The organism is Citrifermentans bemidjiense Bem, assembly GCF_000020725.1.
In the GTDB taxonomy this organism is placed as follows: domain Bacteria; phylum Desulfobacterota; class Desulfuromonadia; order Geobacterales; family Geobacteraceae; genus Geomonas; species Geomonas bemidjiensis.
On record NC_011146.1, the window covers coordinates 3,210,403 to 3,225,698 of the forward strand.

16 protein-coding genes are annotated in these 15,296 nt (G+C 53.7%); 7 read left to right on the forward strand and 9 right to left on the reverse strand.

Annotated elements, in window-relative coordinates:
* Positions 1-37 precede the first annotated feature (37 nt).
* Together GBEM_RS21275 and GBEM_RS13890 are read left to right on the forward strand one after the other, a co-directional pair.
* The gene (locus GBEM_RS21275) at positions 38-652 is read left to right on the forward strand and encodes a hypothetical protein (RefSeq protein WP_012531212.1); all 615 of its coding nucleotides are present in this window, start codon (positions 38-40) and stop codon (positions 650-652) included.
* Between the two features lie 24 nt (positions 653-676).
* Positions 677-1,207, forward strand: coding sequence for a hypothetical protein (locus tag GBEM_RS13890; protein WP_012531213.1), 531 nt, complete (start codon positions 677-679; stop codon positions 1,205-1,207).
* 581 nt (positions 1,208-1,788) lie between these two features.
* Here GBEM_RS13890 and GBEM_RS13900 read toward each other — a convergent pair.
* The 9 genes from GBEM_RS13900 to GBEM_RS20450 all read right to left on the reverse strand — a co-directional run bounded on the left by GBEM_RS13900 (position 1,789) and on the right by GBEM_RS20450 (position 9,911).
* Positions 1,789-3,129: a TAXI family TRAP transporter solute-binding subunit gene (locus GBEM_RS13900; protein WP_012531214.1), complete on the reverse strand. Its 1,341-nt coding sequence runs from the start codon at positions 3,127-3,129 to the stop codon at positions 1,789-1,791.
* A 131-nt stretch (positions 3,130-3,260) separates the two neighbouring features.
* Positions 3,261-4,328 (reverse strand): ribosome small subunit-dependent GTPase A, encoded by a 1,068-nt coding sequence (gene rsgA, locus GBEM_RS13905; RefSeq protein ID WP_012531215.1) that lies wholly within the window; start codon positions 4,326-4,328, stop codon positions 3,261-3,263.
* A 75-nt stretch (positions 4,329-4,403) separates the two neighbouring features.
* Positions 4,404-4,916, reverse strand: coding sequence for a lipocalin family protein (locus GBEM_RS13910; protein ID WP_041262776.1), 513 nt, complete (start codon positions 4,914-4,916; stop codon positions 4,404-4,406).
* A 43-nt stretch (positions 4,917-4,959) separates the two neighbouring features.
* Positions 4,960-5,259 carry a helix-turn-helix domain-containing protein gene (locus GBEM_RS20780; protein ID WP_012531217.1) on the reverse strand — a complete coding sequence of 100 codons (300 nt, stop codon included), beginning with the start codon at positions 5,257-5,259 and terminating at the stop codon, positions 4,960-4,962.
* Positions 5,237-5,578: a type II toxin-antitoxin system RelE/ParE family toxin gene (locus GBEM_RS13920; RefSeq protein ID WP_012531218.1), complete on the reverse strand. Its 342-nt coding sequence runs from the start codon at positions 5,576-5,578 to the stop codon at positions 5,237-5,239. Before GBEM_RS13920 ends, GBEM_RS20780 begins: the two co-directional genes overlap by 23 nt.
* A 201-nt stretch (positions 5,579-5,779) precedes the next feature.
* On the reverse strand, positions 5,780-6,172 hold the full coding sequence (locus GBEM_RS13925; RefSeq protein ID WP_012531219.1) for a hypothetical protein: 393 nt from the start codon (positions 6,170-6,172) through the stop codon (positions 5,780-5,782).
* Positions 6,173-6,383: 211 nt separating this feature from the next.
* The gene (locus GBEM_RS13930) at positions 6,384-6,917 is read right to left on the reverse strand and encodes a hypothetical protein (RefSeq protein ID WP_012531220.1); all 534 of its coding nucleotides are present in this window, start codon (positions 6,915-6,917) and stop codon (positions 6,384-6,386) included.
* Positions 6,918-7,236: 319 nt separating this feature from the next.
* Positions 7,237-8,487 (reverse strand): STAS-like domain-containing protein, encoded by a 1,251-nt coding sequence (locus GBEM_RS20785; RefSeq protein WP_012531221.1) that lies wholly within the window; start codon positions 8,485-8,487, stop codon positions 7,237-7,239.
* 722 nt (positions 8,488-9,209) lie between these two features.
* Positions 9,210-9,911, reverse strand: a complete 702-nt coding sequence (locus tag GBEM_RS20450) for an HNH endonuclease (protein ID WP_012531223.1) — start codon at positions 9,909-9,911, stop codon at positions 9,210-9,212.
* Positions 9,912-10,137: 226 nt separating this feature from the next.
* Here GBEM_RS20450 and GBEM_RS13945 point away from each other — a divergent pair, with 226 nt between their 5' ends.
* The 5 genes from GBEM_RS13945 (at position 10,138) to GBEM_RS13965 (ending at position 15,289) form a co-directional block, all read left to right on the forward strand.
* Positions 10,138-11,298 (forward strand): class I SAM-dependent methyltransferase, encoded by a 1,161-nt coding sequence (locus GBEM_RS13945; RefSeq protein ID WP_012531224.1) that lies wholly within the window; start codon positions 10,138-10,140, stop codon positions 11,296-11,298.
* Entirely contained in the window at positions 11,295-11,927 is a 633-nt protein-coding gene (locus GBEM_RS13950; protein ID WP_012531225.1) for an HAD family hydrolase, read from the forward strand. Before GBEM_RS13945 ends, GBEM_RS13950 begins: the two co-directional genes overlap by 4 nt.
* A gap of 195 nt (positions 11,928-12,122) precedes the next feature.
* Positions 12,123-13,523: an aspartate ammonia-lyase gene (locus GBEM_RS13955; RefSeq protein ID WP_012531226.1), complete on the forward strand. Its 1,401-nt coding sequence runs from the start codon at positions 12,123-12,125 to the stop codon at positions 13,521-13,523.
* Between the two features lie 257 nt (positions 13,524-13,780).
* The gene (locus tag GBEM_RS13960) at positions 13,781-14,002 is read left to right on the forward strand and encodes a NifU family protein (RefSeq protein ID WP_012531227.1); all 222 of its coding nucleotides are present in this window, start codon (positions 13,781-13,783) and stop codon (positions 14,000-14,002) included.
* 99 nt (positions 14,003-14,101) lie between these two features.
* Positions 14,102-15,289, forward strand: a complete 1,188-nt coding sequence (locus GBEM_RS13965) for a phospholipase D-like domain-containing protein (protein ID WP_012531228.1) — start codon at positions 14,102-14,104, stop codon at positions 15,287-15,289.
* The last annotated feature ends 7 nt before the right edge of the window (positions 15,290-15,296 follow it).

Consider the following 15,296-nt stretch of genomic DNA (forward strand, 5'->3'; position numbering starts at 1 on the left):
GTGCGAGGGCCGCGCTTGCCACAAAAGGAGGCACAGCATGAGTACACGAAGGACCAAACTAGCAGTGGTATGCGCATTGTTAACGATCGGAGTGCCAGCTTCTTTAGGAGCAGAATCCATTTACACTTCTTTAAAAGAGGAAGATTGCCATAATCCACCTTTGGCTATTTCTGCTGCTTACGATGCTGATGATCTCACTGTCCAAGAGTGTGCAGCTCCAAAGGGATGGAGGCTCTTTGTGGTTTCTTCTGAAGAGAGGTCATGGGTAGATATCAGTCGAGGTTCTTTTCTATGGAGCACCGAAAGAGCGGTGGTGTACGAAAATTCATTCGGTTTATTTCCCAATGTCGGAAGCGCAGTAGCTGAGTGGATGGTTGCAGGAGATGGGCGGCTATCTTCATTAATCTTTCGAATCTCCGCTCAGGATCCGAATCTGCCTGTCGCTGGCGGTAACGTTCGACGGGTCTCTCGACTCCTCGTCATCGATCTGCGAGACAAGGAGCCAACTTCCTGCGGACTAGCTAAAACCAATCAAGAAGCAAGAAACCTTGCGGCTAGGGGACGGTTATGCAGAGAGAAGTTGCCACAGAAGAAGTTTCGTTCACCCTCACCGTCAGTGCCGGGCGGCAAGAGCCTGCGGCGTCCTGCATGAATAACCAGTCGACCAAGGAAAATAATGGCCCTTCTCAGATCGCTGATTATCGAGTCGATAATCTTCTTCATTCTTGTTTTAACTGAAGCTAATGGCTCATATGGCAAAGAGGGCCTTGCCACTTTAGAGGGCCGATGGCAGGTGGTCGGAGTACGTATCGACGAGACACTTATGAGAACGCCTAATTACAACATCAACGATCCGGCACTCATGGGCCGATGGATCAAGATTACTAAGAACAAAATCACAACGAACTTGCCTGAAAAATCAAAGTGTCAGACTCCAAGCATAAAAGCAGAAACTTCTACGATTTCAGATTTGATCAACCTGACTATGGGGAGAACAGATTACAACCAAGACGAGCCTAATAAGTTCCGTTTGCCAGAAAACCCGAACGAGAAGCGGGAAGTGCTCTGGGTAACCTGTACAGAAGGAGACATTGGCCCCGATTACCCATTCGGACCAGAAAACTACAACTGGATCGCCCGCCTTTCGGACAACAAACTCGCACTGCGCTGGTACGACAACACCATCCTGCTGTTAAAGCGCCAGTAACCGATACCCAAGTACGCCCCGGACACAGCTCTACAGAACCTTGCACTCTCCTGACTCCTCTCCTACGGCGCCCACGCCCTCCCCCCCATTTACACAAAATCCTTCACACGCCCTTCGTAGTCGCGGGTACGAGCTTCGTAGGCGCGGGTACGAACTTCGTAGTCCCGGGTACGAGCTTCGTAGTCGTGGGTACGAACTTCGTAGTCGCGGGTGCGAGCTTCGTAGTCGCGGGTGCGAGCTTCATAGTCGTGGGTGCGAGCTTCGTAGTCGTGGGTGCGAGCTTCGTAGTCGTGGGTGCGAGCTTCGTAGTCGCGGGTGCGAGCTTCGTAGTCGTGGGTGCGAGCTTCGTAGTCGTGGGTGCGAGCTTCGTAGTCGTGGGTGCGAGCTTCGTAGTCATGGGTACGAGCTTCGTAGTCGTGGGTGCGAGCTTCGTAGTCGAAGGTACGAGCTTCGTAGTCGAAGGTACGAGCTTCGTAGTCGTGAGTACAAGCGTGGGAATCGGGGGTGTAAGCGTCGTGGACGTGGGTTTATCCGGCAGTTATCGTTTTGCATCCGCGCAATCCGCGTGCGATGCCTTTGATTCAAGGGGTTTTTGCGTACCTCTCCCTGACGAACGCGATGTGATCGCGGAGCACGTAAAACTGGTCGGCGAACGACAGCGGTATCTTCATCTTGTTCACCTCCGCCTCGATCTCATCGAGCCGCTTGAGGGTTTCTTCCCTCTCCTCGGCGGAGTGCTGTGCCAGGAGGGTTCTTTCCAGCGCGATAAGGTTGCCGTACCAGCGGTAGATGCGCGATCTGACCCGCCAGTTGTAGAGCGCAGGCACGAGTTTCAGGCCGGGTATGAGCAGCACAACGATAGGGACGAACACCACGAGGAACCTGTCCACCAGTGTCGCCAGCCAGAAAGGAAGATAACGGTAGAGAAACTTTTTGCCGGAGGTGTAGTACCTTAACGCGTCCTCGCTGAGCCGATACTCGTGCTCCACCGGCGCGGGGAATTCCCCTGCACGCTGCAACAGCGTGGCGCGGCCATGAACCTCCCTCGCTGCCTCGATCAGAAGATCGGAAAGCGCGGGGTGGAGGGTGTCACGTGCCACAAGATCGACCGTTGGCGCTATCAGGTGAACGTCGGATGTCGGCACATTCCTGCCGAAGTCCAAAGCGCCCATCGGGATGACCAATTGATTCAGGTAAGGGTAGCGACGCGAGTATGCTTCAGCCTGAACAAAATTGAAAAGATGCACGCCCGGGCTCCAGATGAGGCTACGCATATCGCCGGGAGTCGCCGAATCACCCATGAGAAAAGCAGCGTCAGCCTTTCCATCGATAAGGGCCCAAGTAGCAGCTTCTCCGCTTATGTCGAGGAGCGTTGCGTTCCTGGCGTCGATACCGTTCGCCTTGAGGAGTTCCATGGCAACGGCCCGGGTGCCGCTCCCTTCCGGGCCAATGGCCAGCCGCTTCCCTGCAAGTTCCGAGACAAGGGTGATCGGCTTGGCCGCACTGTAGAAAAGAGCGAGAGGTTCGTTAAAGACACTGCCAAGGGAGAAGAGCCGGTCGATCTGCTTCCCCTTGGCGAGCCCCCCCTGGACGAAGCCGACGTCGACCTTGGAGGATGGACTGAGCAACCGGTTCAGGTTCTCCAGAGAGCCGTTTGAAGGGAGGATGACGAGCTTAACCCCCTTCTTCGCCAGCGCCTTTTGGTATTTCTCCGCGTTGAGCTGGAAGATGCTCCCTTTCGGCCCGGTCGTTATGGTGAGCGTGTTGGGCGGCGCCGGGCGCATAAACCGGTAGGCCGCGCAGATGCCAAGGGCAGTCACCAACAGAACTGGCAGCACGGTGACAACGAGATCGCGTAGCGAAATCCGGGTGAAGCGGGCAAATGGCCTCATGGCCGCCAATATCTTGATGTTCTCGTTCATAACTCCTTTGCACTCCGGGACCAGATCAAGCTTCAGGACAGGGTTCTAGCATATTTTAGTCTTACGGTTTATCAGATTTTATCCGTAGATGTTTCCGATTTGATCCGTGTGCAACGCCTTTTGCAAAATAACTACTTTAACTTTAAGTCCTTTTTTACCGACTTGACGAACTTGCCGAAATCGCGGTCCTTCTTTCTCTTTTCCGCATAAGACATCTGGTGGAACTCTGACTCTTCGGTGAGTTTAAGGTAGTTCTCCAGATGCTCCCTCTTTATCGCACCGGATTGCACGGCCTCGTGGACAGCGCAACCGGGCTCGCCGGAATGGCTGCAATCCCGAAAGCGGCAGCTGGATGACAGGGTAGTGATGTCGGAGTGGCTGACGCCCAAGCCCTCCGCCGCTCCCAAGATGCCGAATTCGCGCATCCCCGGGTTGTCGATCACGAGCGCGCCTGAGTCCAGCCGTATCAGCTCCCGCCGTACCGTGGTATGCCGCCCTTCCCCGCTCTCGCTAACTGACTTGGTTTCCAGCTTTTCCAGCCCGATCAACTGGTTGATCAGCGTGCTCTTGCCAACCCCCGACGAGCCGACGAAGCAATAGGTCTTCCCAGGGAGCAACAGCCGGGTCAGATCATCCACACCGTCCCGCGTAATGTTGCTCAACGTCAGTATCGGCGCGGTGATGCCAGCAGAACGTATTTCCGCTATCTGCGCAGCTACGACCTCAGGAGCAACCAAATCCGTCTTGGTTAGCAGAATGCAGGGCTCAGCCCCGCCATCCAGCACCATAACGAGGTAGCGCTCCAGCCGGTTCACATTGAAATCGAAATGGCACGACTGCACGATCACCACATAGTCCAGATTGGAAGCGATCATCTGGTACTCGATGGCGTCACCGGCGGACTTTCTGCGCAGCAGCGTCCTTCGCTCCAACAGCGCGCGCACCACCCCAACGTCGTCACCCGGCGCCTTCTCCAGACAGACCCAATCGCCAACGCAGGGGAGCTCCTGGGAGAGGTGATGGCGGTGCAGATAACCCCCTGCCACCCTTCCCCGGAAAGCATGTGTCTCATCCACGAGCAACAACTGGTCGCGGTCCACAGCAGCAACGCGGGCAATATGGTCCGTTGCCATATCTGCCGCCTGCTGCTCAAACCAGTCGTTCCAGCCAAGCCCATTCAATTCGATGTGCTTATCCATGAATCTCAGCCTCCTTGAATCGCACCATCTCTCAAGTCGCCACAACTCCCAAACTAGCTCGAACTATGACAGCAATCAGTCATCTGTAACATAAATCAACCTGCTCGTGTCAAAACCAAGTGCTGCAGCTTTTGCAATCAATCGGTTTCTCACCTCTGTCTGCATCGCAGGAGTTCTAGACAGAATCCATAAATATGATTTGTCGGGACCACAGACGAGAGAATATTGATAGTTGTCTTGATCAAGATCCATAACAACATAGGAGCCGTAAAAAGGTCCGAAGAATGACACCTTCAGGTAACCCTTGCTCAGCTCTTCGACAAAATACGCCTTACCAACGGCTTCCTTCCACTTGTCCTTCTGAGCTGAATAGCCGCGATTGATCATCTTCAGCCCGCCGTCCTCCCGCAACGCATACTCAGCGGAGACACGTGTCAGGCCACGTTCAAAGGAATGTTCCAAGCGCGCAATCTCATACCACTTCCCCAGGTACCTGTGAATATCGAAGTTATCGACCGGCTTCACATTCTCAGGTACTCCCACACAACCGGTGAAGAGCAAAGACAACAACAGCGATAACTTTTTCATAGGCATGCTTCCTTGCCCTCTCGTCGGTACACTGTTTATTTATTCACTTTTCTGGATGTTTGTCGGTGACTAATCTCAATTCCAATCGGCATCCAAGAGCGTGAGCGTATTTTTCCAACGTCGCTATTGATGGGGAGTGTTTCCCTCTCCCAGATTCAAGACGGGCGACAGCAGATTGAGTTGTGCCGATACGTTCAGCAATTTCAGCTTGTGTAACACCCGCGGCGGCACGTGCCTTGAGAAATTGGTCGAGGAAATGAAACTCCTCGTTCAACCGATCATATTCATCTTTTACATCTTCGCGCTCAAGTGCGCGGGCTTTAAGTTCTTTGTGAGTTAGCATTTTTGAACTCCTTCATTCTTCGCCGAGCTGTTTCAAGTTCTCTTGGCGGCGTCTTGTCCGATTTCTTGACGAACTGGTGCAAGATCACGATTTTTCGGCCGATCATCGTACAGTAGAAAACCCGAGCAATTCCTTCTGTGGATTTCAGACGCAGTTCAAATAATCCTTCCCCCATGGCGCGGGTGTGAGGCATGCCAAGATCAGGACCGTGGACCTCCATCCTGTCGGCGTATCGGAGATAGCGGCCAAGAAAACCAGCTGGCATGGCAAGGATCTCTTCTTGCACTGAATCATTGAAGTAAGTGATCGTCCAAGTCATGGCAGCAGTATAGCGTATTTGCTATAGATCGTCTTTATTTTCTTTTGGCTTCCGATGAGCTGCGGCGTGACCTGCGCGGCGGGGTTTGCCGACAGGTAAAGGGGGATGAGGCGAGGCCGTTAAGCAGGAAAGGGGGTCGGGAAAGGGGGGCCTTGACACAGGACACTTTTGTCTGATGTCCAGGGCTGACCCCTCTTTTTGTTAACGTGACATGCATATGTTGCATTTAATAGTTCCGTTGCCAAGTATCAAACTCACCAATTTTTTGTCATAGTCCCAGCAAGTCAAACAATACTTATTCTTTTCACCATCGGGATCGCCTTCAATGACATAGTAGTTTCCCTTGCGAACAACTTTCCCATTCATCTCTAAAGCATCTTTGAGTCTTTTGATCTCTGAGTCCTTTTCTTGAAGGACATCCCTGACTTCTGCAACACTCATTTTTGCATCTGTTAAAGCCTCGATTAACTCAGCTACCTTGTATTTCATTTCTGCTTTTTCAAGGGATAAATCTGAGTTCTTGATTGCTTTTGCAATATCGACAGCAGCCTTAATACCGCTAAGTGCAGCCCCAATAGTTGTCAAATCCGTCATTATTTTTCTCCTGCCAATGAGGTGTCCACTGAGGTGTCAGCTCTGGACATGGACATAGCGTGAAGAAGTGGTATCCCCCGACACATCAGGCCCAGTGACCTTCTTTATTCAGCCCGTGCATGGTCCAGCCCTGACGCCTTAGCCTCATTCAGTTCTGTCCATGTCCAGACTTGACACCTCCGCCCCCGTCAGTGTTTACGCCGGTGTTATATTAATTCTTTTTCGTCCAGTTGAGGATCTTTGAGTCTTCTAGATCAAATGTAGGCCAGTCAGGCGAATAAATTTTCCCTGTAACCGTGGCTGTGTCATTAGCCTTAAACAACCTGACATTAGGGTAGTCTTTCAAATTAATATCGAAAAATGCTCTCAGCCTCTGATCGGAAAAGGTCATCTGTATTCTAACTGCTTCGCCACCATTTTTTAAAGATACTGTGCAAATTCTGCCCTCCCATATAACAGTGTGACCGATAAAAGAATTAAAGTATTCATCAAACTCAATTTCGGAAAGGTGATCTCTTTTGTTGACTATATCTTTCGGTGTAATGGCTAATGCAACTAAGTTATTTGGTTCTTTTATTTCTAGATCATCACCAAAAGTGCCGCCACTCCTGATTGACTGAAGCGCAAGATTCTCAATAGCAGGTTCGTCCTTAATGCCTATGAGCTTGGCGAAGCTCCTCCGAGGTGTCTCAAACGCAAAAACAACTCCGAGAACTCCAAGGATAAGACCAATTATTTCAACCATAATTCACCTACTTTCTAACTCGTTATGAGGGGAAATCGTCACCACCCGCTCTCTTTGTGTCTCGGAGGACGTTTTGGGGTAGAGTAGAGAGCAGGATTTCCCTTGCCCTCCCACATCAAACCATCCCCCCACACGGCTTGTTCACCTTAAGGCATGCGCTTTCGTCCAAGGTGCTGTCGTTGGCACTCTAAATGATGAATCACTTTTTACTGACAAAAACCTTACAATTCAAGACCTGCACGCCTGTCCGCTTTCTGGGTAAACTTAACAATTGAACAACGTCAACTTGATTCCCTAGAATGTCCCCGAAAGCCCTTGTCTACCTTCTGCTCGAATAGCCCCGCTGAGTTAGTGCTCTTTCGATCAGGCCGTGGACGGTTTTATTCATATTTTTCAAACCAAACCTCCTGTTGAAGTTGGTTTGTCCAATTTCCATAAATATCTTACCAAGGACTTCATCGGCAAAGCTACTGGATATCACTGGTATCCCAGACATATCTATAATTATTTTCTGTCCACCTGACATTTCATATAGGTTCAAAAGTTTCCTGCGAATAGGAATACCCACAAGTCTTGTACCAAAAGACAAAGTTTCATTTAAGAGGTTGAACTCGATAATCTCGTCGTCAGCTTCATATCGCATTTCTATAAAGTCAATTGGTTTATGTTGCTTGCCACCAAATTTCAAGGCTTCTGCTAAAACTCCTGTTTTAGTACACTCAATACAGGCCACTACCAAAGTCCCTGAATATGGAACACGTTCGTCTCTGAGATGAAGTTCTGACCTTTGGTCATACGCCAATCGCGCATTTCCTGAATGAATTTGGAAATATCCACCACTTATTCTACTAACTTCGAAGCTGCCAAACAAACCATTGCCCATTCCGAGACCATTAGTCACGCCTTCTCGTATGGCCTGATCGAGAGCATCCATATCGGTTTGAATGTGCTTATGCGCAGGTTTTAAGGTTGCGGGGATACCAACTCCAGCATCGCATACTGCATATTCTATTCTTGGTCTTGTTCCCTTAAATGTAGTCAGTTGAACGAATCCGCCATTTTTACTATTGGAGTGAACCAAGACGTTATCTGTTATCTCATTAATTGCCCATTCAATTGATGCTAGGTCCTCCCTGCTTAATCCGTCCATTGAACAAAGAATAGCGTTTATAATTTTATCAACCGATTCAGCTTGTTGGTTGGCATCGCTGAAATGGGTAACAGGCACATGTGAAAAACCTCGAAAACTTGACATGTTAAATCTATTCGGGTCAATTGTGTAAGCCCAATTTGTGCTTATAAACAGTTTGGCTAGAGTCTCTTTATTAGGCAAGATCAAGTGAGTACTTATGCCACGGTTTCTTATTTCCTGTATCTGAGCGCAGACACTCAGCATAGGCGCGTTAAAGGTAGCTGTGCACTGAGAAAAGTCGAGAGTAATATCTTGGTACCCTCGTCTACTAGTTGCATCGAAGATGACCCCGATCAATCTATGGAATTCGCCCATTCCGAGATTTCCAGTAATCGCGATAGTATTTTCATGCCGTCTTACAGGATCAAATGCAACCACTTTTGCACCTCTCTTTTCGGTAAGTTCCTACAAGCTACGAAGACAAAGCCGCTCTAGTGTGTTGTTGCGCGGCAGAGTCGGTACATCTCCAAGAAATGACTGGTATGGCGTCATTTGTCGATTTTCTCCCTGTTCGTCCCTTTCTTCTTCACAATGCCATCCGATAAACTCTATAATCTGACAGTGACTTTGCTGTGCCAGGTCTTGCAAAATCACTTTTTATTGACAAAACCTTATAATTCTAGACCTGGCACACCTGTCCCCGGAATCACCACAGCAATTGAACAATATGATCAGCGTCCCCCTGCCCCAAATGCTGTAGTCTTGCGGCCGAGGGGGACGTTGGTCAGATTGTCGAGTTTCTGGCACGACCTTTGGGGAAGAGCCCACCTGCCCCCATGGCCGTAGTTCCCATTATTGGTCCGGACTCTGCACTTCCCAAACGTCTGGACATGCTATTCGGCAGGAATGGGCTGACATATCGCAATTTACGCGACATGACTGCAGCTGGGCTATTGCTCTCCTCCGCAACCAGAAGCACAGGCGTAAAGGTTGCTTTCGCATGTATTGAAACAACGCTTCCCGGCATCAGAGGACCATCTGTAGTATCTCGTTGGTGAAGCACAGCCCGAGATTGATACGGCCAAAAGCATATACGTCATCCACCTTTTCATAGTCTCCTCGTACTTACTAGTATAACGAGTGCGGGCCGCACCAGCGAGTCAGCGCCTGCGTGCAGCCCTATTGTTCCGCGCCTTTTTAGACAAAGTGCTTAAAAAGATCATCATTTCCTCTTCAATTTCATCACGATTGATTCCGAAGTGTGCTTCCTTGTGGTGCTTTGGGCAAAGAGCAATTACGTTATCGGGGGTATCCCTACCTTCGTCAGCAAGGGCGATAACATGATGTGCCTCCAGGTAGTAGCTCTTGCCATTAGACATCAGAAAACCAAGTTCACCGCAATACTCACAGGTACCCTTTGCTCGCGCTATCACATAAGCCCTTACCTTATGGTCCCTTGCGTATGAAGATGTAGTATGAGAACTCCTTTCAGGCTCAGCCACCCCCTGCGGGATTTCGTCTAAATCATTAATCGCATTAGATGCAAATTCGTGCACCTTCTCTTCGTTCATAGTCGGTTCTTTCTCTGAGAACGCCTTGATCAGGGCCAGTATGTATGAAGAGTTCACCGTGAGGTCTGTGTACTTAGAGGTCTTCAATGATCCGATCTCGAGGTAACGCTCAAAAACCCGCCCCGCATGGATTAACTTTTGGCGACGGGGCCGTTGTGTCGTAACAGGAGTATATGTAAACGAGGATTCTGACACCTCCAGCAGGAACGAGCTTCTGTTCCCAAGAGTCGAAAGCGGCCGCCCTTGATGCTGCTCAGCGAATTCCACAAGTTGCGAAAATTTAGAGTTCATAGCATCCCCCTCCATATGCAGATCGTTATTGAGGGGAAATTGTCATGATTCGCCCTTTTCCATACCTCATGCGCCATTATGACGCCTATGTCAGCTAAGAAATATGTCATTTAAATTAGGCCGCAATATATAGACATCTCTTATCTTTGTCAAAGCCGAATGGGGACGCATTCGTTGACATCAATTAGCGTTGCGTATATAAAAGTGTGCTTCAGGAGGGCTCTCAATGGCCGATGGCACTGCAACTACTAAACTTGCCGAAATCATCCTCAACCGCATCCGCACCAGCGGGGATATAACTTTCGCTTCCTTCATGGAATCAGCTCTCTACGAGCCGGACCTGGGGTACTACACCTCCGCGGGTCGCAAAGTAGGCGCGGAGGGGGACTTCTACACCAGCATGAACGTCCACAGCGCCTTCGGACGGCTCATCGCTCAGGAGATCTGCCGGTTCTGGGAACAACTCGACTCCCCCGCCTCTTTCACCATCGCCGAGGCTGGCGCGGGCGGCGGCCAACTGGCCCAAGACATACTGGACGCCATCAGCGAGGACAACCCGCGATTCTACAACGGCCTCACCTATCGCCTCATTGAGAAGGAACCTTCCCTGCAGCAGGCCCAGGCCGCGCGCCTGTCGCGCCACGCCGACCGGCTTGCCTGGAGCTCCCCTGACGAACTCGCCTCCGGCACGCTCTCCTTCACCGGCTGCATCATCTCCAACGAACTCTTCGACGCCATGCCGGTGCACATCGTGGAACTGACCGAGGCGGGACTGCGGGAGGTCTACGTATCCGCCAACGCCGACGGCTTTGTCGAGAGGCTGCTCCCACCCTCCACCCCGGAGCTGGAAAAGTACCTGCGCAAATACGAAGTAAGGCTCCTGCCGGGCCAGCGCGCGGAGATCAACCTGGCGGCTTCGGGCTGGATCGCCCAGGCGGCCGCCACCCTCACCCGCGGCTTCGTGCTCACCATCGACTACGGTTTCCTCTCCGGTGAGTTGTACACGCCGCAAAGGAGAAACGGGACGCTTCTTTGCTACTACAAGCACTCCACCAACGAAAACCCCTACCAACTGGTGGGTGAGCAGGACATCACCACCCACATCAACTTCAGCCAGCTCATCGTCGACGGCGAAGAGGCCGGCCTCAAGAAGGCGTGGTACGGCGAGCAGTACCGCTTCCTCCTCTCCGCTGGGCTCATGGAAGAGCTGATCAGGCTGGAGGCGCAGGCGAAGGACGAGCAGGAGAGCCTCAAGCACAGGCTGGCGCTGAAGAAGCTGATGCTTCCCGAGGGGGGGATGGGCGATACCTTCAAGGTACTGATCCAGTCCAAGGGGGTCGACAACCCGCAGCTTCTCTGCATGAGGAAATGGGGGATGGGACTGTGACCTCGCCGCTCCCGCACAGTGAGGACTTGAAGGCGATCGTCTTCGACCTGGACGGGACGCTCTACCGGGAGGACCGGCTGGGCGATGAGGTGAACCAGAGCGCGATCCGCTACGTAGCAGCGCTGCGGCAGGTGGATATGATCGACGCCGAGGCGATGCTGCAGCGGGCTCGCGCCGAAAGCAGAGACGGCGGTACCTTGAGCCGCTCCGTGGTGGCGCTGGGGGGAAACCTCCCGGAAATGCACCGCAGGTTCGCCGCCGAAATCCATCCAGAAGAGTTCCTGAAAAGAGACGAGCGGGTGCCCAAGCTCCTGAAGCTCTTGGCCACCCGCTTCCAGCTCTACCTCTATACCAACAACAACCGTGACCTCTCCGGGCGCATCATGGCCCGGTTGGGCGTCACCGGCCTTTTCCGGGAAATCTTCACCATCGAGGATTACTGGCTTCCCAAGCCGGACTCCAAGCTCATCACTGACATACTTACCAAAATCGCTGTCAAACCTGCCGAGGCTCTTTTCGTCGGCGACCGCTATGAGGTCGACCTGATGGTTCCCGAGTCAATGGGGTGCCCCATATTCGAATCCCAAACAGTCGAGGAATTGCTGACGCTTGAACAATTAGTTCATTGACTGGCAAACGCCATCAGCTAGAATGCTTCACACCTAATGCGCAGCTACTGTCTCTGTCTCACGATTGAAGAGGCTCGACGCTCAAAGTAACAAGGACGCTATAAGGGAAGCTGCAAAGTCTATATTCGAATTCACCTGAAACAGCCCGAGCTTTATTTGATTCTGGACACTGGCAGAAGCTGGGAAGGAGCAGACATGGCAACACGACTCGAAAAAGACACTATGGGTGTGGTTGAGGTACCGGAGGGGGCCTATTACGGGGCTCAGACCCAGAGGGCCGTCGCCAACTTCCCCATTTCAGGACTAAAACCGCACCATGCCCTGGTCCGATCCACGGTGAGGATAAAGAAGTGCGCCGCGCAGGCGAACATGACGACCGGCAGGCTCGACGCCGAGGTGGGAGGCGCCATCGTGAAGGCGGCCGATGAGGTTCTGTCCGGAGCGCTCGCCGACCAGTTCGTGGTGGACCCGTTCCAGGCCGGCGCGGGGACCTCGCACAACATGAACGTCAACGAGGTGTTGGCCAACCGCGCGGCGGAACTGTTGGGCGGCAAGCAGGGCGACTATTCGCGAGTCAATCCCAACGACCATGTCAACATGGCCCAGTCCACCAACGACGTCTTCCCGACCGCGATGCGGCTCGCCGCGCTGGAATTGGCAGAGCAGACGATGACGGAGCTGGCGGGCCTTTCCGCAGCCTTCGAACAAAAGGGTAAGGAGTTCGACGGGATACTGAAGTCCGGGCGGACCCACCTGCAGGACGCAGTCCCCATCCGTCTGGGGCAAGAGTTCGCCGCCTACGGCAAGGCCATCGGGAACAATCGCGCCGGCATCGAGCGGGCGCTTCCCGCCCTGAGGGAGCTGGGCATCGGCGGGACTGCCGTCGGCACGGGGCTCAATGCGGAAGAGGCCTTCATCGACCTGATAGTGCAGGGGCTCGCCCGCGAAACCGGACAGGAAGTCAATCGTGGGGGAAACCTGGTCGAGCGGATGCAGAACATGGATCCCTTCGTGGCGCTCAGTTCCACCCTCAAGGGGACAGCTCTCAACCTGATCCGGATCGCCAACGACTTGAGGCTTCTCTCCTCGGGGCCCAGGACCGGTTTGGGCGAGATCAACCTCCCCGCGATGCAGCCCGGCTCCTCCATCATGCCGGGGAAGGTGAATCCGGTCATGCCGGAGGTGACCACCATGGTCTGCTTCCAGGTGGTCGGCGCGGATCTTACCGTCGCCATGGCGGCGCAGGCCGGGCAGTTGGAGCTGAACGTCATGATGCCGGTCATCGCCTTCAACACGCTCTTCTCCCTGGAGATACTGAAGAACGTGGTGCATCAGTTCACCACCTTGTGCGTCGCCGGCATCAGCGCCAACGAGGAGCACTGCCGCAACTACCTGGACCAGTCGGTCGGGCTTGCCACCGTGCTCGCGCCGAGCATCGGCTACGCCGCGGCGGCAGAGGTCGCCAAGGAGTCGGCCCGGACCGGGAAGAGCATTAGGCAGGTGATACTGGAAAGCGGCATACTGACCGAGGCGGAACTGGACCAGGTGCTGGCCCCCTTCCCGCTCACTACTCCGGGCGTGCATGGCAAGGGTTGACCTTAGTCCCCCCCTCCCTTGACGGGCCTGCGCGCCGGAGCGCTACGGCTCGCGAAGGCGGGAGGGGGTCGGGGGGTGGGTGAAGCTGCCAACGTAGTCGCATATGGCGCCTTCCCCCCCCACCCCAACCCTCCCCCGCAAGGGGGGAGGGGGTTTGATTAAGACGCTCTCCGAAACTTTCACACCATTCTTTGCATTTATCGTAAAAATCTTATAGACTCGTCCCTGTTGCTAACCCAGACCAATTGGAGGAGTAAATGACTGAAGAAGTAAAAGCGATATTGGAACAAATCCGTCCCGCACTGCAGGCAGACGGCGGCGACGTGGAACTTGTTGAAGTAACGGACGACGGCATTGTCAAAGTACGCCTCGTCGGCGCTTGCGGCCACTGCCCCATGTCCACCATGACTCTCAAGATGGGGATCGAAAGAACCATCAAGGAGAAGGTCCCCGGTATCAAGGAAGTCGTCGCGGTATAGCCGACCGACTCCTTCAGTCCGCAGTACCTGAAGCGCGGAAGTAATGCCATGACGTTATTTCCGCGCTTCTTCGCTTAAAGAAAGGCAGGCTCGCTAAAGATGATCAGGATGCGGCGTAAAAGAAAGCAGTTGCTGTTCCAGACCAAGAAGTTCTTCGACTTCTTCAGGAGGAACACGGAGGCTGTTTCCTTTGCGGGCAACCGCGCCACGCTGTTTCGTTACGGCTCCGACTTTTTTCCCGCCCTTTTCGATGCGATCCCAAAAGCCACCACCAGCATCTGCCTTGAGTTCTACACGGTCGCAGACGACGAGACCGGGCGCCTGATGGCGGACGCACTCATGGCCGCTGCCGCCCGCGGGGTCCGGGTTTACCTCCTGTACGACTACATCGGATGTTTCGACACACCCGCCGCCTTCTTCAAGAGGCTCTCCAAAGGGGGGGTGTGCTGCCGTGCCTTCAATCCTCCTCCGTTTCGCAAAGGAATCGCCTGGTTCGACAAGAGGGACCACAGAAAGCTCGCGGTCATGGACGGCTGGCGCGTCTTCACCGGCGGCATGAACATCGCCAACGTCTACTCCGGTCTCGGGAAGAAGCGGACCAAGTGGCGCGACGTCGGCCTCAAGATCGAGGGCGAAGTCGGGCTGGAACTTTTGAGGCTGTTCCAGGAGACCTGGACCGGCGAATGCGGCACTCCCCCCATCGGCTGCGATCCCGGCCCCCCGCCGGATATCGTCGGGGACGCGAACGTCATGGTCATCAACGGCGGCCCCCACCACGAACGGAGCTTCATCAGGAGCGCCTTCCGACTCGCCATAGCCGGCGCCTCGGAGAGCGTCACCATAGCCAGTCCCTACTTCGTCCCCGGCCCCCGTGTGATCCGCTCGCTTTTGCGGGCGGCGGGGCGCGGCGTGAGGGTGCGGCTCCTTTTGCCGCACAAAAGCGACGTCCCCCTGGTGCGCCTGGTCAGCAGAACCTATTACGCGCAACTGTTGCGAAACGGGATCGAGATTTGCGAGATGAACAGCGCGGTCCTGCACGCGAAGGTGCTGCTCATCGACGGCAACTGGACCATGGTCGGCTCCGCCAACATGGACCTCAGGAGTTTCCACCGCAACTACGAGTTGAACGTGGTCGTGGATAGCCAGATCTTCGGCGCGCAGGTGGAGCAGATGCTGGAATTCGACCTGGCTGGCGCCCGCCGCATCGTCCTGCACGAGCACGAGAGGCGGGGATGGTCGATCCGTTTCCTGGAGCGGCTCTTCAGCCCCGTCGCCTGGTTTTTGTAAAACCTTC